This window comes from Bacillus sp. G402, assembly GCF_051172515.1.
GTDB classification, from domain to species: domain Bacteria; phylum Bacillota; class Bacilli; order Bacillales; family Bacillaceae; genus Bacillus; species Bacillus altitudinis.
Genome location: NZ_JBPIZC010000001.1, coordinates 1,289,645 through 1,312,560, shown reverse-complemented (window position 1 = coordinate 1,312,560; position 22,916 = coordinate 1,289,645). Strand labels below are relative to the sequence as shown.

The following is a 22,916-nucleotide window of genomic DNA, read 5'->3' as shown; positions in this document are numbered from 1 at the left end:
CCTTCAAATGAAGGCCATTAATTGAATTTCTTTTTTAATCCATCCATCATATCTGCATCATAAAAAGATTGTAAAAGCTCGTCCACATTAATTTTTTTATCCTTCTTGCTTAGAAATTGATTGATAATCTCTTCATATTCTTCTCTAGTATTTCCTTCAATATCTGAAAGGTTTAATTCTTCACCAAAGTGTCTAATGAACGCTGTCCTTGTTATATCATATGCCTTTTTGTTTTCTTCTTCACAGGTGCAAAATGCTCCTGAGAGAGTAATGAGGAATTGAACGTCTTCATCGTCTAAACCATTGGCTTTTTGGAACTGAATGAATTGATTTTGTGACATATATATGTACCATCCTTTTATCTAAAGTATAAGTAAATCAGCAGTGAGAACGATGTATTCAACAACAAGTCCGATTGTATCAGCTACACCTGAGTCTATATGTTTTTTAAGCTCTGCAGAAACAACCTTTCGAGCCCTACCAGCTGCATTTTTTGGAGTATCAATAATTTTTTCTAATTCTTTAATGATCTTGTTTGCATTTTTGACAGTACCATTTACAGCTTCCTTTCCAAAACGTTGCTGTAAAACCCATTTTGCCCAGTCGTTATTCACTAAGCCTTTAATTACTTTGATTGCTACCTTAATAGCCGCACCCTTAGGGCCATTTGTAGTAGCAAGTGGATCATTGTTAGCATTCTCAATAGCTTTAAATGCTTGAAGCAAGGCTTCTTGTTTTTCTAATGGTACATCTCTTAAAGCAAGTTGTTTTTGTAGCTCAGTAGGATTGAAAGTTACTGCCAAATTTTCTTTCTGTTCAATCTTTTCTGCTGCATATGTAGCTGTTGTGGGAATGAAAACTGCTGCTGATATGAGAACTAGCAACATCTTAACAAAAAACTTTTTCATTGGAATACTTCCTTTCTAATCATTTTTCAATAGTGAGGATATCACAGAAAGGAAAAAATTTTACATAAATTAGAATAAATGGGCTTTAAATCACATGCTGTTTGTCTTTGTTTAATTAGATGTGTTACTAATTTCTTGCATCTTGAAAAGGGCATATTTACGCATGAAAAAACCATCTACACATCAATGTAAGTGGCTACTTGTCTATCTAATTTTTTATTTATTTGATTGAATTCATTCTTTACATCATCAATGAATTCAATAATATTGTATTCAATTTCTTTTTAGATGTAAGGTTAATAGATGAGTTACTATTTGTAACAATCATGAGCACATTAGGGCTATTCCTACTGCTCATGATCGTCATTTCTAGCTGATTAGAAAAGTGTTGGCGCACTATCTAATCTGATGGGTTGGTACGCGCCCATGATACCAGCCCATTCTAACTTAATTTAGTTTGTATTCAATAGGTCGTGCATTTTACGAGGCAAGTAAAGTTTACCTCACCTAACTAAATAGGATCAGTCTATACTCCTGGATCAAGGTGTTGTCTTTAGTGATGCCATTTTTAAGGATAAGACTGTCGTGGAATGTGCTAACACTTTAAACTTAAAAGGGTAGTGACTCAGCCGATGCGATAAATGAGGATAGGATACCACTGTGCTTCACTATTTGCACATGTATCTGAAAGGCGAAAGCTGCCATTAAGTGCTGTACGAAGGATGGGTGTATCGTTTCTGACGATGCAGGACAAGCCACAAGTATCAAAACTCAAACTTGAGGGTTGAGAAACTGTTCGGGACACTTGACACAGTAGTGCAGTATTACAAAGGGAGTAGTTTTAACCTACAGTGGGGATTTCATAAATACCTACCGTCATTTAAAATGACATCAGCTTATGTCAAAACGCATATTTGCGTTCAGTCGTTTAAAACTATGATATTCTTTCCATTCAATCTAAATCCCCTGTATAATTAAGGAAAATTAATAAGGAGGATTAAAAGTGAAGGTTCTTAGATTTGAATATGAGAATAATAGATTTGAATTACACACAATGTTTATAGACGATATTTCAAACATGAAAGATAATGATATTCAAAGAGATATGTTGTTTAAGAGTAAAAATATAGTTAAAGCTGCTTTGGGCTTTGAAGGATATTTGAAAGTAGAAAGCTTTTCGACTTATGAAGAAACCAACTCTGTATATTGCTCATATACGTTTTGAAAGGATAACAAGATAAGAAGCGATTAGAACGTGAGTTAGATGAAGCTAAGAATATGGATCACGATGAATTGATTGAAGATTAATTATTAACTCATGTTATCATAGAAGAAAATGGATTATGGGGGATTGTCAATAAATGCTCAAATCAAAATTAATTGTTTGGACTTTTATCATTGCGACTGGATTCTATATGCTCATAAGTATATGGAACATTGCTGTATTTCCAGATAAGACATGGACAGATTACGCAGGACAGATTTTGATTGTAGTTTTTGGAAGTATGGTGAATGGTTTAATCGCTGCATTCTTTATGTACGCAGCAGCTATGTTAGTGAAATATATTAATGGTGATAAAGCTTAAAACAGGTGTATAAAAAGGTAACATTTTTTTCGGTTTTTAAAAAATACTAAGGAACACCAGAGGATATTGGTGATACTCACAGTATGCCATATATCTACCTTGACAGGATAGAGGTCGCTGGTTTGAGCCCAGTCGGAATCATCGTTGAAACCCTTGCCTAGCAAGGGTTTTTTGATTGTCGGTAACAAATGTTTGTTCTGTTTCTTTTGATTGGGGGCGAATTGGGGACGAACTTTATCCACCAGATTGTTTCTCAGTATTTTTAGAATCAAAAAATTCCTTTTCCATACCAATCACACATTTTTTAATAGTATCAGCATATCCAGTTTAAGAGGTTACTTACAAAATATTTAGAACTTTTTAGTAAGAATCCTCAGAAATGTAATACGGTTTTAAATATTTTCATTTATAATTCTCTATTTGTCTATACTTTTCATATCGCTGTTGTATAAGCTCTTCCGAGGATAATCGTATCAATTTTTTAAGAGATGATTCGATTGCAGATTCAATCAATTTTGCCTGTGAGTTGATATCATTTTGTGCTCCACCCTTAATTTCAGGAATGATTTCATCAATAATTCCTAAATGCTTTAAATCTTTTGCTGAAATTTTCATATGTTTAGCAGCTTCTGGAGCATACTTAGCGTCCTTCCATAGGATAGATGCTGCTCCTTCTGGCGAAATGACCGAGTACCATGAATACTCTAACATATGGATATGGTTACCGACACTAATGCCAAGAGCTCCACCACTTGATGCCTCTCCAATTACAATACAAACAATTGGCACTTTAAGTGTAGCCATTTCCAATAGATTTCGAGCTATCGCTTCAGAAATTCCACGTTCTTCAGATCCTTTGCCTGGATAGGCGCCAATTGTATCAATAAATGTAATAATAGGGCGATTAAATTTATCAGCTTGTTTCATCAGTCTTAGCGCTTTTCTATATCCTTCTGGGTGTGACATTCCAAAATTTCTTTCTATATTTTCCTTTGTACTTCTCCCTCTTTGATGACCAATAACCGTAACGGGCATCCCTTTAAATGTTGCAATACCACCTATCATTGCTTGATCATCACCATATAATCGATCACCATGAAGTTCAAAAAAGTTTGTAAACAATAAAGGTATATAATCCAATGTCGTGGGCCGGTTACGTAGCCTTGCAATTTGAACTCGTTGAAAAGGTGTAAGATTAGAATAAATTTCATCTTGCATTTTATTTAAACGTTTTTCTAATTCTTGAATTTCTGATGATAAATCTACATTATGTTCTTTCATCATTTTCTTTAATTCATCAAATTTCTCTTTTAGTTCAATCAAAGGACGTTCAAAATCCAAACTCATTTTATCCTCCAAAGGGTATGATTTACCTCACTCTAATCAAAAGACTTAGAAATAGAATCAATAAATAATTCAAAACCATCCACAACTATTTTTTGTTCTGATTCTGATAAATTATTAAGGATACGTTGATAAAATGTAAGGGATTGTTCTCTTAAGCGATTAACAGTAATGTGACCTTTTTCTGTGAGGTGCAGAAAAAGTTCTCTTCTGTTTTTTTCATTTACTTCACGATAAATAAGTCCCTTTTTTACTAACTTATCTACCAATCTACTTACAGTTGAAGTCTCTAATCTAAGTTTATTGGATAGTTGCCAAACAGTTAATTTTTCTATCTCTAGTTCCTCTAACGCCATCATTTGAGAGGTTGGTAGAGGTTTTTCAAATGGTCCATTGGGCAAATTTTGAGATTCAAAAACCCCAGTTATTATAATCATTTTCTTAATATCTGATCTTAGTTTTAAGGCATCTTCTCTTTTCAAAAAAGGTCACCCTCCTAAAATTCATGTAGTATACATCAATTGTATTATACATGAATATGTTTTTTTCACAAGTTTAACGTCAGCCCATATGACAACATGGACAAGAGATTTCTTCTTGTTAAAATGGTTTAAGTGGATTGATCATAGTCGATCCACCTGATTGATAGATGCATCAGGATCTTACCCTAAGTAATTACTGTTTACTGTTCTTTCAACAAAATATGAAAAATGAAGAGAGGGGGAGAAAAATATGAAGTCATTTTTACTAATTGGACAATCAAATATGGCGGGGCGAGGCTTCAAGCGAAGTGCCACCAATTTATAATGAAAGAATCATGATGTTGCGAAATGGTAGATGGCAAATGATGACTGAACCCATCCATTTTGATAGACCGGTAGCTGGCGTAGGACTAGCGGCTTCTTTTGCGGAGGCTTGGTGTAAAGAGCATGAGAGAGAGAAGGTTGGTCTTATCCCATGTGCCGAAGGTGGCAGTTCCATTGATGAGTGGTCACGAGATGGGGCATTATTTCGTCATGCAATAAATGAAGCTACATTTGCAAGGGAAGATAGCGAATTGGCCGGAATATTATGGCATCAAGGAGAAAGTGACAGCCAAGATGGGAAATACAAAGAATACGATGAAAAAATACGAAGATTATTTCATGAACTGAGAACCGAATTATCTGTACCTAACATTCCGCTTGTGATAGGTGGTTTGGGCGATTTCTTAGGAAAGACAGCATTTGGCGCAGGATGTGTGGAACATCAACTGATCAATGAGATACTACAAAAATATGCAAATCATCATGAAAATTGTTATTATGTTACTGCGAAAAGCCTTATACCTAATCCGGACGGAATTCACATCAATGCGATGTCCCAAAGAATATTTGGTATAAGATACTATGAAGCATTTCGAAAAACAGAACATATACATGAACCATTACCAAATGAACATGAGCTAGTGAATGACTGTCATAATAGAATGAATACCTCAGCGGAGAATACATATATAGCACTAGAAAAATTCACGTTGGGCAAGATGACTTATGAAGAGTTGCTGGAGGCTTTAACGTAGGCAAAGCTCATAGTAGTCTTTGAATAAACAGAAACATGATATATCTTTTGAAAAGATGATTGTGGTGGTAAAAACAGATAAAGCTTCCTCCTGAATACAGTAAATCACATTCAGGAGGAGATAGAAAATGTTTAAACAAATAGTCGAAAGTTATCCATGAAAAGAGTACTTTCATCATTATATGACGGTAGCCTGATGCTCATATAGCTAGGTGATCGATCTAGACATCACGAAATTGTATGCAATATTAAAAGAAAAAAGGCTAAAAGTATATCCTGTGCAAATTTATTTGTTAGCAAGAGCTGTGCAAAAAATACCGGAATTTCGGATGGATCAAGTGAACGATGCACTTGGTTACTGGGAGATTCTCCATCCAAGTTATACGATTTTAAATAAAGAAACAAAGACGTTTTCAAGTATTTGGACGCCTTATGACGAAAACTTTGCTCGGTTTTATAAAAGCTGTGTAGCGGACATGGACACTTACAGCAAAAGTAACAACCTATTTCCGAAACCTCATATGCCAGAAAACATATTCAATATTTCAAGTCTGCCATGGATTGATTTTACTTCTTTTAACCTTAATGTATCTACAGATATAACTTATTTACTGCCAATATTTACGTTAGGTCAATTTAAGATGAAAGAAGGAAAAATCACCTTGCCAGTCGCCATTCAAGTCCATCATGCTGTTTGTGACGGCTATCATGCCGGCCAATATGTGGAATATTTGAGGTGGCTTATAGAACATTGTGAAGAGTGGTTAAGCGAGTCATTGTATAATTAATTTTCAAAAGGTGTAGTCATTTGATTTTTAGAAAAAGGCAGACTTTGCAGAGTCTGCTTTTTCTGTTGTGAGAAGAAATGTGTAAAATCGCGGTTACTCAATTGTTTTTTTTGCGGTTTCTTTTCGGTGCCTTGTAAACTCATACATGTGATAATAAATGTAATATAAGGGAAATTAGTGGAAGGGGAATAAGGGATGGAGAAAGTTCTTTCTTCACATGTTGGTGTGAAAATAAATGAATGGTATAAAATGATTCGGCAATTCAGTGTACCCGATGCAGAAATTTTGAAAGCGGAAGTTGAATGGGAAATAGATAGGATGGAAGAAGATCAGGATCTTCTTATCTATTATCAATTAATGTGTTTTCGACATCAACTTATGCTTGATTATATAAAACCTTCATTCGATCAATCAATTTCCGCGCTAGTCGATAAAATAGAGAATTCTAACCATCAACTGTCTGGAATGTTGCAATACTATAATGCCTTTTTTAGAGGCATGCATGAATTCAGTAAGAAAGAGTATGTACAAGCCATTCAATATTATAAGATTGCTGAGAGGCAGCTGGCACTTGTTGTAGATGAAATTGAACAAGCAGAATTCCATTTTAAAGTTGCTGAAGCATATTACATCATGAAACAAACCCATGTTTCTATGCACCATATTATAAAAGCCCTAGAGATTTATGATCGTTATGATCTTTATAAGGTGAGAAAAATTCAAAGTTTATTTGTGATCGCAGGAAATTATGATGATTTTAAACGATATGAGAAGTCGCTCCCCCACTTACATAAAGCACTAGATCTTGCTGAAGAAATAAATGATCAAAGATTAATCGCTAAAACTTATTTGAATCTTGGAAATACGTATGACAGGCAACAGGATTATATTAAAGCTGCTTCCTTCTATAAAAAAGGGTTGGATAAGATGACTGAAAACAATGAAGATATTAAACCAAGATTATTTTTTAGTTTAAGTTGGACTTTGTTTAAAAGTGATAAAACAAAAGAAGCACTTGAATATATTGCTAAAGGAATAAAAAGTGCAACAGCAGAAAATAATCTGTTTTATAAAACATTGCTCAATTCATTAAAGACAATTTATGTAGATGAAGGTATTGAAAATGTACGAAAAATGTTTAAAGGGTTAGAGGAAAAGAAGTTGTATCCTTATATTGAAGAGTTTGCTTTAAGCCTTGCAAATCTTTATGAAAAAAGGAATGATTCGGAGAGGGTAGCAGATTATTATAGAACTGCCATAAAAGCTCAAACCGAAATCCAAAAAGGGGAGTGTTTATATGAATATTAAAATGAAGATATTGATTAGCGCCACTTTATTGGTAGGTGCTGCTTTCCTAGGTTCTTTTAATTTCTCACAAGAATCAACTGATCGAAATACCACTGTATTTCCTCAAAAAACTGATCGAAACACGACGATGATCGATCCAAATTCAACATCTGAAAACTAATAGGCAAAATTAAAACAGACCCTGTATGGTCTGTTTTTTAAAATGAGGACGAACGGGGTTAGAACTTTTTATCCTCCAGGTAGTTTTTGAGTATTTTTAGAATTCTAATTATTATGGTGTTTTGCAGTGTTATGTTCTAATTTGTTTGTGGCATGAACTTAAATATCTTATGTTGTTTTAGCACTCTTTTCTAAGTAGCGTTAATGCTCTCATAAGTTTATATAAGGAGTGCGACCTTAAAAAGTAACTGAATCTGACTCTTCACGTTGGATTAAACTGGTTATTGGATGCAATTTTTATGAAAATCTAATTAAGAAAAAACGGGGGAGAATTTATGGACTTATTTTTGAAATTTTTTGCAGGACCATTGATTGCTGCTGCACTTACAACCTTCTTTGTTATGTTTAAGGAGAATAAGAGTGAAAAGAAAAAACACTTACAAAATATAACTTTTGAGCAACTTACTAAGGTATATAATAAATTGTTTATTCTTTATTACAAATATGATCATGTATTAGAGATAACAGAGGTTGAGGAAGTTTATGACGTTACTCCGGATGGGAAGGAACATACATATATTGTTCCTTCAATTGATAATTTTGATACTTGGGATAAAGTCATTAAAGAAGTGGAAGATATTGTTTATCCCAATATACACTTATTAATGAGAAAAGACGTACATTTATGGAACGAGTTTCTTGATTATAGCTTAAAAGAGCCCGAAAGAGATTATGAAATAATAGAACCGTATCTTAAGTTCAAAAAATTCTTCAAAGAAATCACCTTAAGTTACATTAAGTTGTACAATGTTTATCATATGGAAATCAAAAGTGTAAAAAGAGCAAGACATAAAGAATACAAAAAGAAGCTAAAAGACATAAAAAAGAACCTATTTTTATCTAAGAAACAAAAAAAATCCAAATTAAAAAAATTAAAAAATAAAGAAAAAGAAACACTAGAAAAAATAATTTAATTTAGTAAGAGAGGAAGTTTTTTGTGAAAGACATTCTGATCACGATTTTGACAAGTGGTTTTACAACCACAATTATTTTGGCATTATACAGGCACTTTTTAAATAGAAATATTGAGGCATTCAAGAATAATTTGTTATTTGACTCACAAAGGAAAGTTCATGACTTCCAACTATTTACTGAAAAGAAACATGAAACTTATCCTAAGTTATATGGCTTGTTTTACAAAGCTACAGATTCAATTTTCGCTGTTACAAATTGGTATCAACAATTTCCTAATTTTATGGAACACACAAAGACAGATTTAGAAAACTATCTAAGTAATCACGATCTATTAGAAAAAGATAAAGGTAGGATTTTTTACTTGTGGGAAACGGATAAAAGAGAAATGCAAAAAGAATTACATAATCTTATTCAGCACAAAAAGTTTTTTGAAGCAGATACTTTAAGATTAGAGGTTTACCAACTGTTTAGTGAAACATTATTATATCAATCGGAGATAGTGGCTGAACTCTGCGAGAAAATAGTTGGAGAACAAAGACAGTTGTTATTAGAACATGATTGGTACAAAGAAGTTGAACCAGCAGAGAAAAAAGAAATTAGAGAGAAAATAAAATTTCATAGAGAAATGCTTGAATCATTGAGAAAAGAATTGTTGGAGATAATGAAGAAAGAATTGACTGTTGGATACTATAAAAAATCGTGAAAGGAAATAGTCGTAACAAGCAAGGAGGAACCTTATCTGGCTCCTCTTTTTTATTTGGCTACTTCTTTAATTGGTAAGTGTTTTTCAAGCACCTCAAATGTGGCCTCAATACTTTTCAGTAATCCAATCATTGCTGCTTTAATTTCACTTGAAGTTGTGTACTTTCCCACACCAACAGTAACCATTCCATGTAATTTTCTTATTCCAGAATCTATACGGTAAGGAGGGTGATTGTGAGCAATATCATGCCTCATTTGCACACCAATTTGGAAATCATTGGAGTATTTTACTTTGTTTAAGTCTTTGTACAATGGACGGTTCACATTTTTTAATCTGTAAATTGCAGAATTAAAACTTACTAAGTCATCTTCTTTGATTTCAAAGTTATAAAGTTTGAACAACAAATGTCCAATCGTTTCATACAATGTGTAAGCCTTTAGAAAGAATGTGTCTACAAAGTATGTGAAATTGTAAAAGTTGCTGTAATGTTGTTCTTCAAAGTGAGGATAATATTGAACTGACTGACCGTTTTTCCCAGGAGACATATACCACTCATCATCTGGAATGCCTTTGTAATAGTAAAACATTGTGTAACCAAAATTTCGATTCACTGAGAGCAATCTATTCTCCAAAATAGCTTCCCAATGTTGTGTGTCCCAATTACCTATGTTCATAAAATGATCGTCTTTTTTTTGAAACATTCCCTTGGGGAGTTCAAATTCTTTCAACGGACTTTCTTTTGTACATTCATTTATATTTACTTCTGTAATTTCTTCAAATGGATTGATATTGATTTTTCTCTCCATCTTTTTCCCCGCTTCTTTTAAATTTATTAATTTAATGATAAGGGAACAAATTAATTTATTCCATGAGAAGTTACACAATCTCAAAATGTTTTTATCCCAAATATGAAGGAACCTTCGATAATGACAGGAGGATTTACGTAAAGCAATCTGAATTAAACTATCGGATACTCTGAGAAGTTAAAAGATAAAGCAGGATTAAAATATGGAAAAAGAATAATTTAATTAGACAGTGTGAATAGTGATATTAATGAAACCTTTTATAAAGCAAGTAATCAATGTGTCTTGCTTTCTTAATTTGAATTGTTCACTTCCAAATGTCTCATTTGGGATGCGTAATGAAATTTACTGTCCAATCCTTAATATTATGTTTTCATTCTCTCAAATGTGTTCCAGATTTATGAATATTCTCAAATGACAATTTAATTAACTCATCTAGTTGCTCAACATTCGTTCTCACTAGGAGATTATTGATCAAGTTTTTTAAGGCTCAAAATGATATTCAAAAAGGAGAATGTCTATATGATTATTAAAAGCTTACTATTCATAGTAAGCTTTGTATTATTGAGTGTATCAACTGTAGAAACGAGGGAGTTCATTGAAACAAAATCGATTCGAAATACTACAATGGAAGAACAACAAAAACTGACCGAAACACGACTTTAATTGACCGAAATGCAATATCACAAAACGTATAGATAAAAAGAAAACAGACCTTAAGGGGGTCTGTTTTTTCATTGCGAAGGATTTATAGTTGTCAATTTGTATTCATTATTAAAGTTCATGTACAGTGGTCAATGATATACTGATCTCATTAGAAACTAGGAGGTCCCCACTTTGAAACCATTTTGGGAGAAAGAAGAAGAGAGTCCTTTCACGTTAGAAAAGATAGATGAGGAAAAAATTATTGAGGCAGAGGGAAGACTTGGTGTCACTTTACCTGATACATATAAAAAGCTCATTTTAGAATGGAACGGTGGTTTTACAGTTCGTAATGCTTTTCCAACGGAACAGCCGAATTCATGGGCAGAGGATCATGTTCAATTTGACCATCTAAGAGGAATCGCCAAAGGTGATGGAATTATGACTAGCCCTCAGTTAAGTGATGAATTGGAGCTGCCTGAAGGACTTATTTTCATCAGCGGAGAAGAAGATACATGGATCGCAATGGATTATCGACAAACGAAAGAGCACCCTCCTATTCACTATTTTGATTTAGAGATGGGAGTCGATTTTAAGCTGGCGGATACTTTCGATGATTTTATTGAGCAGTTATATACAGCTGAAGATGCGATGATCGAGGTAGTAGAAATTGATGAGGAATGCTCGGATTTGTATATCAGTAAAGAAGAGCTTGAACAAATTTTTGAGAGACAAGACCTTCGTCAGCAGAATCTCTTTAAAATGGCACATTATCCGATGGAAGAAATTGAAGAGATTGAATGGTTTTTCGATCGTATGAAACAATGCATCAAACAGATAAAAGATCAACATGTTTTGTATGAAGCAGCGACAACGATTCACTCCATCCTTCTGTTAAACCCGGATATGCAAAGAAATGACCTTATCAATCAAGAGCTGAAAGAAATAGCGGAGTTTCTAGAAAATAGTGGTGAGCCTAATACCGCTTTTTTGGGAGAAGATATTCATCCAGGGAATAAACGATGGTGAAAGACGAAAAGCCCCTGAAAAGGGCTTCTTTTTGTCATCTTATTGAAAGTCATATTTAAATAAAGTATAGTAAATTTATATGATAAAGAGGAGGATGGTTAAAAATGATGCATGCAGGAAGATTACGCCAGAAAACTTTGAACAATCAGTAATTTCATATGTTCAAAGGCTCTGTTTTCATCAAACGGAGTAAACGGGGTAGTCTGCACATTTTTAATGATCTTCAGCGGGAAAGTATGCAATTTCACTAGAAAAGAGGCAGCTAATCGATCTGTCTTTTTTTTGTATGTTTTTTATGATGCAAAGAAAGGCATATGTCTAGCTTTGTTTACTCTGACCACATAAAGTAGCCTGTTTGTGGGTTTTGTGATGATATCCTTGATGCCTATTGATCATGACTAAATGAACAATTGGAGGAATGGATATGAATAGACTGGAATTAAAGCAGTTAGTCAAACATCACGGATTAGAGATTTTAGAGAGTACCATCAAAATAAATGAATCAGGTGTGGATTTCCGTGTCGCACACGTCGAAGATATACATGGTGATCAATGGATATTAAGAATGCATCGCAGACCTGAATCAATGAAACATACTTTACAAGAAAAAAAGACATTAGATCATATGAGTAAGCAGGTTCACTTTCAGGATCCTAATTGGTCTATCTTTACAGAAAATCTGATTGCTTATAAACAATTAGAGGGGGTACCGGCAGCTAGTATTGATGTGGAACAGCAATCTTATGTGTGGAGTTTTGACCAAACGAATGTACCGCAAGCTTATTATGAATCATTAGGAAGAGTTTTAGCGAATGTACATTCCTTAGATCAACAGCCTTTTAAAACGATCGGTGTGGAGATGATCAGTGCACATGAATTAAGAGGATCAATGAAACAGCGAATGGAACGTGTCAAATCGCAATACACCATTAACAGCCGTTTATGGGAGCGTTGGCAAGAATGGCTAGCTAAAGATTCTTTATGGCCGCCTTTTGTGGGAGTGAAGCATGGAGATTTGCATCCTGGCCACATTCTGATTGATGAAAATCAATGTGTTACCGGTGTGATTGATTGGTCTGAAGTGGGGATTGGTGATGTATCTGCCGACTTTTTGTCGCATCAACTTCTGTTTGGGAAAGAAGGATTAACGAAACTTATCCATGCGTATGAAAAAGCAGGCGGGAGAACTTGGTCAGGAATGGATGAACATATAATAGAACTTTTGACGACAAGTGCGATCACTGTGGCCGAGTACGCACAGAGATCAGGATTGAAAGATATGCATGAATCTGCCGCATACATGTTGGCAAACGAAAGCTAATCAATCAGAACGAATCCAAAAAAGCCCCCAAAAAGGGCTTTTTTTAATCTAATTCATGAAAAAATTGTTTGAGTTGATCAATGAAAACGGATTTGGATTTTCCCTTTTTATAGATAAACTCAATATTGATGTTGAAATTGATAGATGGATCGATAGAAATTTGTTTTAATGTTCCTTGTTTTACTTCATTTCTAACACAATGATGAGGAAGAAACGATAGTCCCATTCCTTGCAGTACCAAATTTTTTGCAGTTTCCATATGATCAACCTCAATGGAAATGTTCGGTGTAATGTTGTTTTTTTGAAATAATCGGTGAAGCATCAACCAATCAAATGACCCATAGTCAAAGAAAATAAACGGTTGTTCTTCTAGTTCATTCATATTGATGTTGCCTAGGCTGGCGAGCGGGTGATGAGTTGGGACGAACAGCCCGATTGGATCGCTGAAAATCGGGATTGATTCAATTTGAGGATGTGTTTCAGTCCTGACAATGCCAAAGTCTACTTGGTTGTTAATCACTTTTTGGACAACATCCTTTGAATGTCCTGTTACAATTTTCACTTTCAGGTTTTCGTATTTTTCTTTTAGGGCGGGCAATATGTTAGGCAATAGATTATTGGAAATAGAGGATGCGCATCCAATCGTCAATTCATAAGGGATCATCGTTTGTTTGAGACTATGCTTTGCTTCTTGATAAGAATGGAGAATCTTTTTGGCATGCGGGTAAAACTGTTCACCTTTTTCCGTCAGAGATAGTTTATTTCTCTGTCTATCAAATAATTTCAGGTCTAATTCTTTTTCTAACGATTGAATACGTGCCGAAACAGAAGGCTGGGTTAAATACAGTGCTTCTGCAGCTTTATTGATACTGCCTAGCTGGCATACATAAATAAACGCTTCTATATTCTCAATATTCATGTTATCCCCTTATATGACGTTCTTTAAATGTTTAGCTTTTCAAGCTCATACACTAATTTTACAGCTTCTTTCGCCAAAATGACAGTAGGGTCAATCACTTTCACAGCTTTGGTTGACCTTAGAACTAAAGGAATTTCTGTACAGCCGGCAATGATGGCTTCTGCTCCTTGATTGATTAAAATTTCTGCAGCTAACGCAAGTTCACTTTCGCCTTTACTCAATTTCCCTGCTTTCACGGCATAAATCCCATTCATCACGTTTTTCTGAAGATTTTCACTAGGAGTCATGACATCAATCTTGTGATGGGCACAAGCCTTTTGATAGAGCTGTGTTTTTAATGTGCCATCAGTACATAGTAAGCCCACAGACGTATAGTGATGTTTGTTCAGGTGCTTTGCGGTTTCTAATGGCATATTCATGATAGGGATATGAGTGGATTGTTGTACGTTTTCTAAAAAGAAGTGAGCGGTATTGCATGCAATCAGAATAAAGTCCGCTCCAGCGCGTTCTAATCTTTTAGCTGATGCAATCATATATTCTGTAGGATCTTCGCCTTTCCCAAATATGGCATTGGTTCTATCAGGGATTTGCGGATCATTATCAGCAATTACATGTAAATGATCCTGATCTTTAATAGCTGGTGTATGAGAAATGATTTTTTTCATCAGATCAATCGTCGCTAAAGGGCCCATACCACCCATAATCCCAATCGTTGTAGACATCAATATCACCACATTTCATTTTTTTCTATTATAAAAAAAGAAAGGATGGTGAGTGTTATAGAAAAGTTCTATTTGTATATAGAAGGTTGATCAAAAGCACCTTTTATTTTCTTCTTTATCTGTTTTGCAGTATGAGTTGCAATCTAATCAAAAAACATTAGAATAAAGAAAAATTGATAAAGGAGCTACCATATGAATTTCAATTTGGATGAAGCTTTAGATATGTTGAGTCGAACTCCTCGTACATTAGAAAGTCTTTTGTCAGGTTTATCGAAGGATTGGCTTCACAGTCGTGAAGGGGAGGGAACGTGGAATCCCGTTGAAGTCATTGAACATTTGATTGAAGCAGAGAAATTCAACTGGATTCCACGATTAAATGTCATTCTTGCTGATGGAGAGAATACCCCATTTCCTGCATTTGACCGCTACGCCCATTTGAATCAAACTGAAAGACAGATAGAACAAGCACTAGCAGAGTTTCATCATGTGCGGATGGAGAATGTGGCATACATTCAGCGTATGACACATTCAAGTCTTGATCTAGAGAAAAAGGGCGTCCATCCAGAATTCGGCGTCGTGCAAGTGAGCGAATTACTTTCTACGTGGGTTGTCCATGATTTCACCCATATCTCCCAAATTGTTCGGGTCATGGCGGAACGATATCGAACCGATGTAGGACCGTGGAGCGCCTATTTAGGGATTTTAAATAGGAAATAAATGATTAATGACGCTTCGCGGCCCACTCGGATTGAAGAATAGCATATTGATACTCATCGACCCAATGTCCTTTTGACATATAATTTTGTAGCAAATGTCCTTCGCGTCTCATGTCTAAACGTTCCAGCACTCGAATAGATTTTTCGTTTCGTACATCTGTAAAGGCAATGATTTTATGCTTGTTCAATGTAGTGAAAATATATTCGATCATTGAATTCAAGGCTTCATGAATATAGCCCTTTCCTTGAAATTCAGGCGCGAGTGTAAATCCAATTTCAACGATTCTAGGCTCGCTGCCGAGTGTATGAATGGCGCAATCTCCTATCAGCTGATTGGATTCAGATAAGGCAATCGCATATTGAAACCACGTCCCTGGTTGATTAGGTTGTTGCGTCATTTGGTGTTGTACAAATGATTCAGCGTCTTCGTGCGTGTAGTTTTCCCAGGATTGAAATGTGGCAATAGAGGGATTTGATCGGTATTGATAAAATGCTTCAATATCCTGCTGATCAAACTGGCGAATCACAACCCGGTTTGTTCTTGTAAATATGCTGTTTGCATTCTTCATGTGTTACCCTCACTTTTTAGTTTGTTCTTGATTTAAAAAAGTCTATTAGCCATTCAGATAGCTGTTTTTGCGCTTTGGTCACAAATCGATCGGCATAATACGTTAATTCAAGATGCCGAACAGGAGCAGGGGCAGAAATAGGGATAGAGACAATATTAGGCCATGCTGAATGTTGCTTTAACAGCCCTCTTGGCTGGATGGTGGCGCCGATCCCGGCTTCAACCAACTGCAATAGTGAAGTGGCAGACCCAACATCCATGACCGTGTCCAATTCAAAACCGTGTTCTTTACATACGTCATCGACCAAATCTCTTCCTAGATAGCCTTTTGGATACATGACCAGTGCATGCTTTGTCAGCTCTTTTAGCGTCACTTCACGCCTTTTTGCCAGTTCACTGTCTGAATGAACAAACAATTCGTAGGGCTCATCGCCAAGTGGTATTTGAATCAGTCGTTTATCCGCAGGCCCGCGCAGCCCAATTCCGATATCGACTTTATGTGAGAGCACCTCGTCACGAACAAAGATGGTCGAAAAAGCCTTTAGGTTGATCTCTGGATACAGCGTTTTAAATTCTACAAAAAGCGGAACAAGCTGAAAGTCAAGATCAGAGGGAAGGACGGCAAGCCGAACGGTACCCCGCTGTTCAGATAACAGTTCTTTCATGGCATTTTTTGCATCTCGTTCAGCCTGAAGCATTTTCATGCCATATTGATAAAGAAGCGTACCAGCTTCAGTTGCAACTACTTTTTTACCGATTCGGTCAAAGAGCGGCATCCCAACTTCAGCCTCAAGCAGCTGAATCTGTTGGCTTAATGTAGGCTGTGATATACCTAGTTGCTCTGCAGCCTTTGTGAAATGTAAATGATCGAATACAGCCATAAAATAGGTAATGTGACGAGTATCCATATGCCATCCTTTCATTAATGATAGTATTTTCCTATCATCATAATACGAATTATTGTATTGATCAATGAATGAAGCGGATTTATACTCATAGTAACCTCAACAAGATAAGAGAGGAAGAAGAGTATTGATAAAAAAAATATTTTATTTAGCTGCTTTATTTTTAGCTGCCTTAAACTTGCGCCCAATCATTACATCCGTGGCTTCTATGATGAGCATGATTCAATCAGACCTTGGCGTTAGTGCACTCACGGCAAGTCTTTTAACCACTTTGCCGGTCTTGTGCATGGGAGTGTTTGCCCCTGTAGCAACGAAACTAAGCCGCCGGTTTGGATTAGAGAGAACCCTTTTTTTCTCGATTTTTCTTATCACAATTGCGACTGGACTACGTGGTACAAGTCAAACGGTTACCATCCTTCTTACGACTGCTTTTGCAGGAGGAGTTGGAATTAGTTTTGCCGGACCATTGTTGTCTAGTTTTATTAAAAAGTATTTCCCGAAAAGTCCTGGGATTGTCAGTGTGTACTCTATATCAATGACAGTTGGAGCTGCACTTGCTTCGGGCTTGACCATTCCGATTTACCTTCGCAGTGAGCATAACCTTCCACTTGCGTTATCTTGCTGGGCGGTTTTAGGCGTTATTGCACTGATTTTATGGCTCGGTCTAGCTCGTCAAAACCAACAAGCGGATCTTGCACACGTGCCGCTGAGATTACCGCTGCGAAACAAAAAAGCCATTCAATTCACCTTGTTCTTTGGCTTTATGTCTAGCATGTTCTATTCGTTAACAGCGTGGATTTCACCCATTGCGCTTGATTTTGGGAATAGTCCGCAGTATGCCGCCATGCTGCTTACGATATTTACGCTCATTCAGATTCCGGTGGCATTACTCGTTCCAAACATCGTCAATCGTCTAGGAAAGCCGAAATTATTTCTGATCTTATGCAGTTTGTCAGAGCTGATTGGCCTCATATTCCTTCTATTGCCAATGCCGATCCTGCCAGCTGTTATTTTTCTAGGGATTGGAGCAGGTGGATTATTTCCTTTGGCGCTTATGTTGCCTATTATTGAAACGCGTACGCCAGAAGAAGCCGGTACATGGTCAGCGATGTCACAGATGGGCGGGTACATCATGGGAGGATTTGGTCCATTTTTAATCGGTTTGATTTTCGATATCAGCGGACATTTTCAAGCTGCTATTGTCGCAATGCTCGCCATCGTGATGCTGATGATTGGCGTGCAGTTATCTATGAAGTTAGGGAAATAACGTGATGAGGTATCCAATTAAAGATCAATATACCGCTGCTTTTATATCATGACTCAGTTGAAATCGCCATAGCCTATTCCTAAGTAGGCTATGGCGATTATTTTACTCAATTTTTAAAAGATGCACCTGAATGAATTATCGTGCCAGATTTTTTTCAACTTTACGAGTGGCCATTTCTGCAGCCTCCATGATCATTTCACCTAATGTTGGGTGAGGATGAATCGTCATGGCTAAATCTTCTACTGTAGCACCAATTTCAATAGAGAGAGAAAGTTCTGATATAAGAGTAGATGCCTCTGCACCTACGATCTGTGCTCCTAAAATAAGGCCAGATTCAGCATGGGCCACAATCTTCACAAATCCTTCTGGTTCTTTTAATGCCAGTGCTCGACCATTAATAGAGAACATTGTTTTTCCAGTAACAGTCGGAATGGATTGTTGCTTGCAATCCGTTTCGCTCAGTCCAACACTCGTCAATTCTGGGCTAGAAAACACAACAAGTGGGATCGCTTTATAATCGATCATCGAAGGTTTCCCGGCGATTGCCTCTGCTGCCACCTTCGCTTCATAGGAAGCTTTATGAGCCAGAGCAGGACCCTCGGTGATATCACCAATTGCATAAATGTGCGGAATGGAAGTTCTGCATTGTTCATCAATTTTAACTAGTCCGTTAGGGGTAATGGACAAACCGATAGAATGGAGACCTAATGTTCCATCTGTATTCGGTTTTCTTCCGACAGTAATCAGTGCATATTCCGCTTGCACCGTGTAACTTTCTTTCTGTTTCTCATAATGAAGATCAATTCCGCTCATATGCTGCTCGGCACCTATGACGTTTGCTCCTGTAATCACGGTGATGTTATCTTCTTTCAATTGTCGAACAACAGGTGAGACAAGTTCACTTTCAAAACCAGGCAATACTTGATTGCCGCCTTCTAGAATGGTGACTTTTGATCCAAACCTTGCAAACATCTGTCCGAGTTCAACACCAATATATCCACCCCCAACTACGACAAGGCTTTTAGGGATTTCGGGAAGGGATAGTGCTTCAGTGGAAGACAATATACGACCTCCGAAAGGGAGTGATTTAATTTCAATTGGACGAGAGCCGGTTGCTAATATAAGGTGTTTGAAGTTGATTCGTTTTTCACCTTTTTCGGCATGTTGAATCACCGCTGTATGCTGATCGAACAAGCTTGCATCGCCTTCCAAAATGGTAACTCCAGCTGACTTTAACAAAAATTGGACGCCTCCAGCTTGTTTTTCCACAACAGCTTTTTTGAACGCTTGAGCTTCATTGAAAGAACCGCTTTCTTGAAAACCACCCCATTGTGTGCGGAGTTTGAACCGCTCTGCTTCTGCTATTAGCGCTTTAGAAGGGATACAGCCTACATGGGTGCATACGCCACCTAACTGATCACGTTCTACAATCGCAGTCTTCATGCCGAGATGAGCTGAACGTAACGCCGCCACGTAGCCTCCCGGACCTGATCCAATCACCAATGTATCTACTGTTTCTAAATGAATCATTTCTTACACCTCCAATTTCAAAATATGATGATCATAATATATTATAGTCATCATATTCTGGCGAAGTCAATCCCATCTGAGTGAGGAAAGATGGATTTTAGTCAATTGACACAAGATAATATGATAATTATAATATTTTAATAAATACACTTAGATGAGTTAAAAGGAAGGAGAAAAGAGGATGCCTTATCCGAAAGGTCATAAGTCAAAAGTGAGAGAGCAGATCATCGCTAGTGCTGCACGAGCATTTCGAACAAATGGCGTCCGTAGTATCAGTTTGCCATACATTATGAAAGGGGCAGGTCTAACTCATGGAGGGTTTTACGCTCACTTTAAGAACAAGGATCAGTTGGTGATAGAGACTTTTCATTTTGCTATTACTGATACGATCAAGCTGCTGCAAAGTGTTGCAGACAAGAAAACAGACCAGCCTCGAATTCAGACGATCATTGACTTTTATTTAAGTTCCGTTCACCGTGATCAGACGGAGATCGGCTGTATATTGCCTGCACTGGCAGGGGAGATTGCTCAATTATCGCAAGAGGTACGTAAAACCTATACAGATGAATTGAAACGGTTTATGGCGTTTACAGCTGATACGGGAAACATAGATCTCTCTACCAGTTACGCACTAGTAAGCAGCATGATTGGTACAATTGCTCTTGCACGAGCTGTCAATGATTCGCAGTTCAGTGATCAATTGTTAATGGCAGGTAGAACACAGGCAAAACACATTTTAAATTCAAATTAAAAAACATAGGGGATGTTGCGATGTTGATTAGAGAAGCAAGCATAGAAGATTATCCACAATTAAGACAAATCTATTTAGAATCCCGACGTCAGAGCTTTCACTGGCTCAATACAGAAGAAATCAAACTGCAAGATTTTGATCAAGATACGCAGGAAGAGCAAATTTTCTTAACTGAGGAGAACAATAAAATCCTTGGATTCATCTCATTATATGTACCAGATCGTTTTATTCATCTCTTGTTTGTACATCCAGAAGCTGCTGGTCAAGGGGCTGGCGATCTGTTGCTGAAACATGCGATCAAAGTGCTCGGAACACCAGTCACCCTCAAATGTGTATCCGAAAATCACAAAGCTTTGTCTTTTTATCAAAAAAGAGGATGGAAGGCTGTTGTAGAGGAGGGGGAGCCTGGGGCGAAGTACTGGGTGCTTATTTATGAATAGAAATCATTTTATCTAATCATTCACACGGCCCTTTATAGTGCTTTTTTGCGGTTTATTTTCGGTGTCGAGTGATTCGTAAAATGATAATATATGTCATTATAGGGAAAATAGAGGGAGGGGCAAGAGCTGATGGAGAAAGTGCTTTCTTCTCACGTCGGTTTGAAAATCAATGAATGGTATTATCATATTCAACGATTTAATGTACCGGACGCCGAAGCATATAAAGAAGAAATCAAATCGATGATTGTGATCGGAGGAAGAAAATCAAGATGTATTATTGTATTTCTCACTCTTGGGGCTCAGACATAAATGAATGTTTGATTACTTGAATCCTTAAGAAAATAGGAAAGAGCGGGCGAACTTTAGGGAACTCGCACTGAAGATCAAAAGGGATCAAGAGAAATTAACAGGATTGCTCGAGTATTATTTCAATTTTTTCTATGGCATGTATGAATTTGAAAACTATAAATACCTAAATGCGATTATTTTCTATAATAGTTAAAAAGAATTGATTTTAGTATAATACAAAAGTAACCTTAATTAATAAAAAAGTGTTGACCAAGAATAATTTACCACTTATAATCATTATGAACCATAATTTGAGATATTAGGAGATGAAGAAAAAGATGAAAAAAATTCTAGCAGGAGTTTTAGCGCTCAGCTTAATAGTTGGTATTGGTGGAATAGCACAAGCAAAGAATTATAATTTTTCAAAAAAGTTGCCTAAACTTCAAAATTGGGGTGATATAGCATCAGGTGTAAAAAACACCAGTAAGAAAGCTAGTATTAACTTCTCTGTAATTGGAAGTGATTATAAGGTTAATGTAGGACATTGGAAAGGTGATACACAAGTTTCAGCAAAAGCATATGATCTTAAGAAAAATGATAGACGCTATTTCACTGTTGATAACAGTGCAGAAAAAAAGACTATTAAAGCAGGAGCACAAACGTCTAATTGGACAGTAGTTGGTGTGAATGTTTCAGGTTCATGGAATCCAGATTATAAATAATTTTTTAAAAAACAATACGACTTTAGTCGTATTGTTTTTCATAATTAAAAGGGAGAAAACTTATGTGTGAGATAAGAAAACTTATAAAAAGTAAATTGTTATATTTTGTATTATTGGTCTCGTTTTTAATCGCTTTAGCTAATGCAATTATGGGTTCCATACAATATCATACGGATTCCGCACTTTATAATAGATTATATAGTGAATTTCCAGACGCTATTGCAATGGTATCTGCCCATCAATATTGGATGGGCTTATCAGATTCATTTTTTTCTTCATTTTTTTATTTCATATTTCCTTTACTTATTGGAATACCAATTGTCGATTCCATCTTTAGAGAAAAGAGTTCAGGGAATGTAGAATATATCTTAGTAAAAGAAAGTAGATTAAGCTATTATAGCAGGAAATTTATATTTACATATTTTTCAGGAGTTATTTTATTTGCACTCCCCTTATTATTCGGGATTTTAATATCTAATTTGTTTAGCGGACAATGGGATTTTGCAGCATATACGGAAGTGTATAAGAAAATGATTAACGGTACGGCTTCTTTTGCTGATAATGTATTTGACGGACAAAAGAAAGAAATGTTCTCTGATTTACTAGCTAAATCTCCTTATCTATATATTTTTATATATTACTTAATAGCTTCACTATATGCAGGGATGTATGTTTGTTTTGGTTTAGCAATTTCTTTATTTTTAAAAAGTAGGTATCTTGTTATTCTTTCTCCTTTAATTCTCTATTTAGGATTTTGGCTTCTTTGTAGTTTAATAGGAAAAGTATCTATTGATCCATTTAATTTCTTAGATCCAAGACAACCAGTAAATAATCTATCATATTCTTCTTTTTATATTCATTTTATTGTTGGAATGTTGACAATAGTGATCATTTATATAATAGGAGTGAAAAAAAATTCTGACACAATTTAAGTATGTTTTTACAGATTTAAAAAAGGATCT

At 36.0% G+C, this 22,916-nt stretch carries 25 protein-coding genes and 2 pseudogenes; 17 read left to right on the top strand and 10 right to left on the bottom strand.

Going from position 1 to position 22,916, the window contains the following annotated elements:
- Positions 1–17: 17 nt before the first annotated feature.
- Together ACSBQP_RS06895 and ACSBQP_RS06890 are read right to left on the bottom strand one after the other, a co-directional pair.
- Complete coding sequence (locus tag ACSBQP_RS06895; protein ID WP_024720145.1) at positions 18–341, bottom strand: hypothetical protein; 324 nt, start codon at positions 339–341, stop codon at positions 18–20.
- Between the two features lie 21 nt (positions 342–362).
- Complete coding sequence (locus tag ACSBQP_RS06890) at positions 363–908, bottom strand: hypothetical protein (protein ID WP_435028278.1); 546 nt, start codon at positions 906–908, stop codon at positions 363–365.
- 1,003 nt (positions 909–1,911) lie between these two features.
- Here ACSBQP_RS06890 and ACSBQP_RS06885 point away from each other — a divergent pair.
- Positions 1,912–2,133 carry a hypothetical protein gene (locus tag ACSBQP_RS06885; RefSeq protein ID WP_056704928.1) on the top strand — a complete coding sequence of 74 codons (222 nt, stop codon included), beginning with the start codon at positions 1,912–1,914 and terminating at the stop codon, positions 2,131–2,133.
- Positions 2,134–2,269: 136 nt separating this feature from the next.
- Positions 2,270–2,494, top strand: coding sequence for a hypothetical protein (locus ACSBQP_RS06880; protein ID WP_047945565.1), 225 nt, complete (start codon positions 2,270–2,272; stop codon positions 2,492–2,494).
- A 402-nt stretch (positions 2,495–2,896) separates the two neighbouring features.
- Here ACSBQP_RS06880 and ACSBQP_RS06875 read toward each other — a convergent pair whose 3' ends face one another.
- Both ACSBQP_RS06875 and ACSBQP_RS06870 read right to left on the bottom strand, forming a co-directional pair.
- Positions 2,897–3,841 carry an acetyl-CoA carboxylase carboxyltransferase subunit alpha gene (locus ACSBQP_RS06875; protein WP_435028277.1) on the bottom strand — a complete coding sequence of 315 codons (945 nt, stop codon included), beginning with the start codon at positions 3,839–3,841 and terminating at the stop codon, positions 2,897–2,899.
- A gap of 32 nt (positions 3,842–3,873) precedes the next feature.
- Entirely contained in the window at positions 3,874–4,320 is a 447-nt protein-coding gene (locus ACSBQP_RS06870) for a MarR family winged helix-turn-helix transcriptional regulator (RefSeq protein ID WP_182489105.1), read from the bottom strand.
- Positions 4,321–4,570: 250 nt separating this feature from the next.
- Here ACSBQP_RS06870 and ACSBQP_RS06865 point away from each other — a divergent pair.
- The 6 genes and pseudogenes from ACSBQP_RS06865 (at position 4,571) to ACSBQP_RS06840 (ending at position 9,331) form a co-directional block, all read left to right on the top strand.
- Positions 4,571–5,399: pseudogene (locus tag ACSBQP_RS06865) on the top strand (sialate O-acetylesterase).
- 181 nt (positions 5,400–5,580) lie between these two features.
- Positions 5,581–6,186, top strand: a pseudogene (locus ACSBQP_RS06860) (CatA-like O-acetyltransferase).
- 195 nt (positions 6,187–6,381) lie between these two features.
- On the top strand, positions 6,382–7,494 hold the full coding sequence (locus ACSBQP_RS06855) for a Rap family tetratricopeptide repeat protein (protein ID WP_060780974.1): 1,113 nt from the start codon (positions 6,382–6,384) through the stop codon (positions 7,492–7,494).
- The gene (locus tag ACSBQP_RS06850) at positions 7,484–7,654 is read left to right on the top strand and encodes a RapH phosphatase inhibitor (RefSeq protein ID WP_136944438.1); all 171 of its coding nucleotides are present in this window, start codon (positions 7,484–7,486) and stop codon (positions 7,652–7,654) included. Before ACSBQP_RS06855 ends, ACSBQP_RS06850 begins: the two co-directional genes overlap by 11 nt.
- Positions 7,655–7,988: 334 nt before the next feature.
- Complete coding sequence (locus ACSBQP_RS06845) at positions 7,989–8,627, top strand: hypothetical protein (protein WP_058213856.1); 639 nt, start codon at positions 7,989–7,991, stop codon at positions 8,625–8,627.
- Positions 8,628–8,650: 23 nt separating this feature from the next.
- The gene (locus ACSBQP_RS06840; protein WP_058213855.1) at positions 8,651–9,331 is read left to right on the top strand and encodes a hypothetical protein; all 681 of its coding nucleotides are present in this window, start codon (positions 8,651–8,653) and stop codon (positions 9,329–9,331) included.
- 50 nt (positions 9,332–9,381) lie between these two features.
- On the opposite strand, the gene ACSBQP_RS06835 is transcribed toward ACSBQP_RS06840, so the two are convergent.
- Positions 9,382–10,137, bottom strand: a complete 756-nt coding sequence (locus tag ACSBQP_RS06835) for a Cthe_2314 family HEPN domain-containing protein (protein WP_058213854.1) — start codon at positions 10,135–10,137, stop codon at positions 9,382–9,384.
- 834 nt (positions 10,138–10,971) lie between these two features.
- On the opposite strand from ACSBQP_RS06835, the gene ACSBQP_RS06830 reads away from it, so the two are divergent.
- Positions 10,972–11,805: an SMI1/KNR4 family protein gene (locus tag ACSBQP_RS06830; protein ID WP_435028276.1), complete on the top strand. Its 834-nt coding sequence runs from the start codon at positions 10,972–10,974 to the stop codon at positions 11,803–11,805.
- Positions 11,806–12,229: 424 nt separating this feature from the next.
- Positions 12,230–13,126, top strand: coding sequence for a macrolide 2'-phosphotransferase (locus tag ACSBQP_RS06825; protein WP_435028275.1), 897 nt, complete (start codon positions 12,230–12,232; stop codon positions 13,124–13,126).
- A gap of 43 nt (positions 13,127–13,169) precedes the next feature.
- Here ACSBQP_RS06825 and ACSBQP_RS06820 read toward each other — a convergent pair whose 3' ends face one another.
- Both ACSBQP_RS06820 and ACSBQP_RS06815 read right to left on the bottom strand, forming a co-directional pair.
- Entirely contained in the window at positions 13,170–14,045 is an 876-nt protein-coding gene (locus ACSBQP_RS06820) for a LysR family transcriptional regulator (protein WP_079919374.1), read from the bottom strand.
- A gap of 23 nt (positions 14,046–14,068) precedes the next feature.
- Positions 14,069–14,767, bottom strand: coding sequence for an aspartate/glutamate racemase family protein (locus tag ACSBQP_RS06815; protein WP_035700385.1), 699 nt, complete (start codon positions 14,765–14,767; stop codon positions 14,069–14,071).
- Between the two features lie 192 nt (positions 14,768–14,959).
- Here ACSBQP_RS06815 and ACSBQP_RS06810 point away from each other — a divergent pair, with 192 nt between their 5' ends.
- On the top strand, positions 14,960–15,484 hold the full coding sequence (locus ACSBQP_RS06810; protein ID WP_144684625.1) for a DinB family protein: 525 nt from the start codon (positions 14,960–14,962) through the stop codon (positions 15,482–15,484).
- 4 nt (positions 15,485–15,488) lie between these two features.
- Here ACSBQP_RS06810 and ACSBQP_RS06805 read toward each other — a convergent pair whose 3' ends face one another.
- On the bottom strand, positions 15,489–16,052 hold the full coding sequence (locus tag ACSBQP_RS06805) for a GNAT family N-acetyltransferase (protein WP_035700391.1): 564 nt from the start codon (positions 16,050–16,052) through the stop codon (positions 15,489–15,491).
- 16 nt (positions 16,053–16,068) lie between these two features.
- A complete protein-coding gene (locus ACSBQP_RS06800) occupies positions 16,069–16,974 on the bottom strand; it encodes a LysR family transcriptional regulator (protein WP_019743043.1) in 906 nt (301 codons plus the stop codon).
- Between the two features lie 112 nt (positions 16,975–17,086).
- On the opposite strand from ACSBQP_RS06800, the gene ACSBQP_RS06795 reads away from it, so the two are divergent.
- Positions 17,087–18,223: an MFS transporter gene (locus tag ACSBQP_RS06795; RefSeq protein WP_435028315.1), complete on the top strand. Its 1,137-nt coding sequence runs from the start codon at positions 17,087–17,089 to the stop codon at positions 18,221–18,223.
- Between the two features lie 135 nt (positions 18,224–18,358).
- Here ACSBQP_RS06795 and lpdA read toward each other — a convergent pair whose 3' ends face one another.
- The gene (lpdA, locus tag ACSBQP_RS06790; protein WP_046527477.1) at positions 18,359–19,753 is read right to left on the bottom strand and encodes a dihydrolipoyl dehydrogenase; all 1,395 of its coding nucleotides are present in this window, start codon (positions 19,751–19,753) and stop codon (positions 18,359–18,361) included.
- 181 nt (positions 19,754–19,934) lie between these two features.
- Here lpdA and ACSBQP_RS06785 point away from each other — a divergent pair, with 181 nt between their 5' ends.
- The 5 genes from ACSBQP_RS06785 to ACSBQP_RS06765 all read left to right on the top strand — a co-directional run bounded on the left by ACSBQP_RS06785 (position 19,935) and on the right by ACSBQP_RS06765 (position 22,886).
- Complete coding sequence (locus ACSBQP_RS06785; RefSeq protein ID WP_035392352.1) at positions 19,935–20,504, top strand: TetR/AcrR family transcriptional regulator; 570 nt, start codon at positions 19,935–19,937, stop codon at positions 20,502–20,504.
- Positions 20,505–20,524: 20 nt separating this feature from the next.
- A complete protein-coding gene (locus ACSBQP_RS06780) occupies positions 20,525–20,944 on the top strand; it encodes a GNAT family N-acetyltransferase (protein WP_057079658.1) in 420 nt (139 codons plus the stop codon).
- Positions 20,945–21,073: 129 nt separating this feature from the next.
- Complete coding sequence (locus ACSBQP_RS06775) at positions 21,074–21,253, top strand: hypothetical protein (protein WP_243825154.1); 180 nt, start codon at positions 21,074–21,076, stop codon at positions 21,251–21,253.
- 317 nt (positions 21,254–21,570) lie between these two features.
- A complete protein-coding gene (locus tag ACSBQP_RS06770) occupies positions 21,571–21,954 on the top strand; it encodes a hypothetical protein (protein WP_216099300.1) in 384 nt (127 codons plus the stop codon).
- A 62-nt stretch (positions 21,955–22,016) separates the two neighbouring features.
- Entirely contained in the window at positions 22,017–22,886 is an 870-nt protein-coding gene (locus ACSBQP_RS06765; RefSeq protein WP_243825155.1) for an ABC transporter permease, read from the top strand.
- The last annotated feature ends 30 nt before the right edge of the window (positions 22,887–22,916 follow it).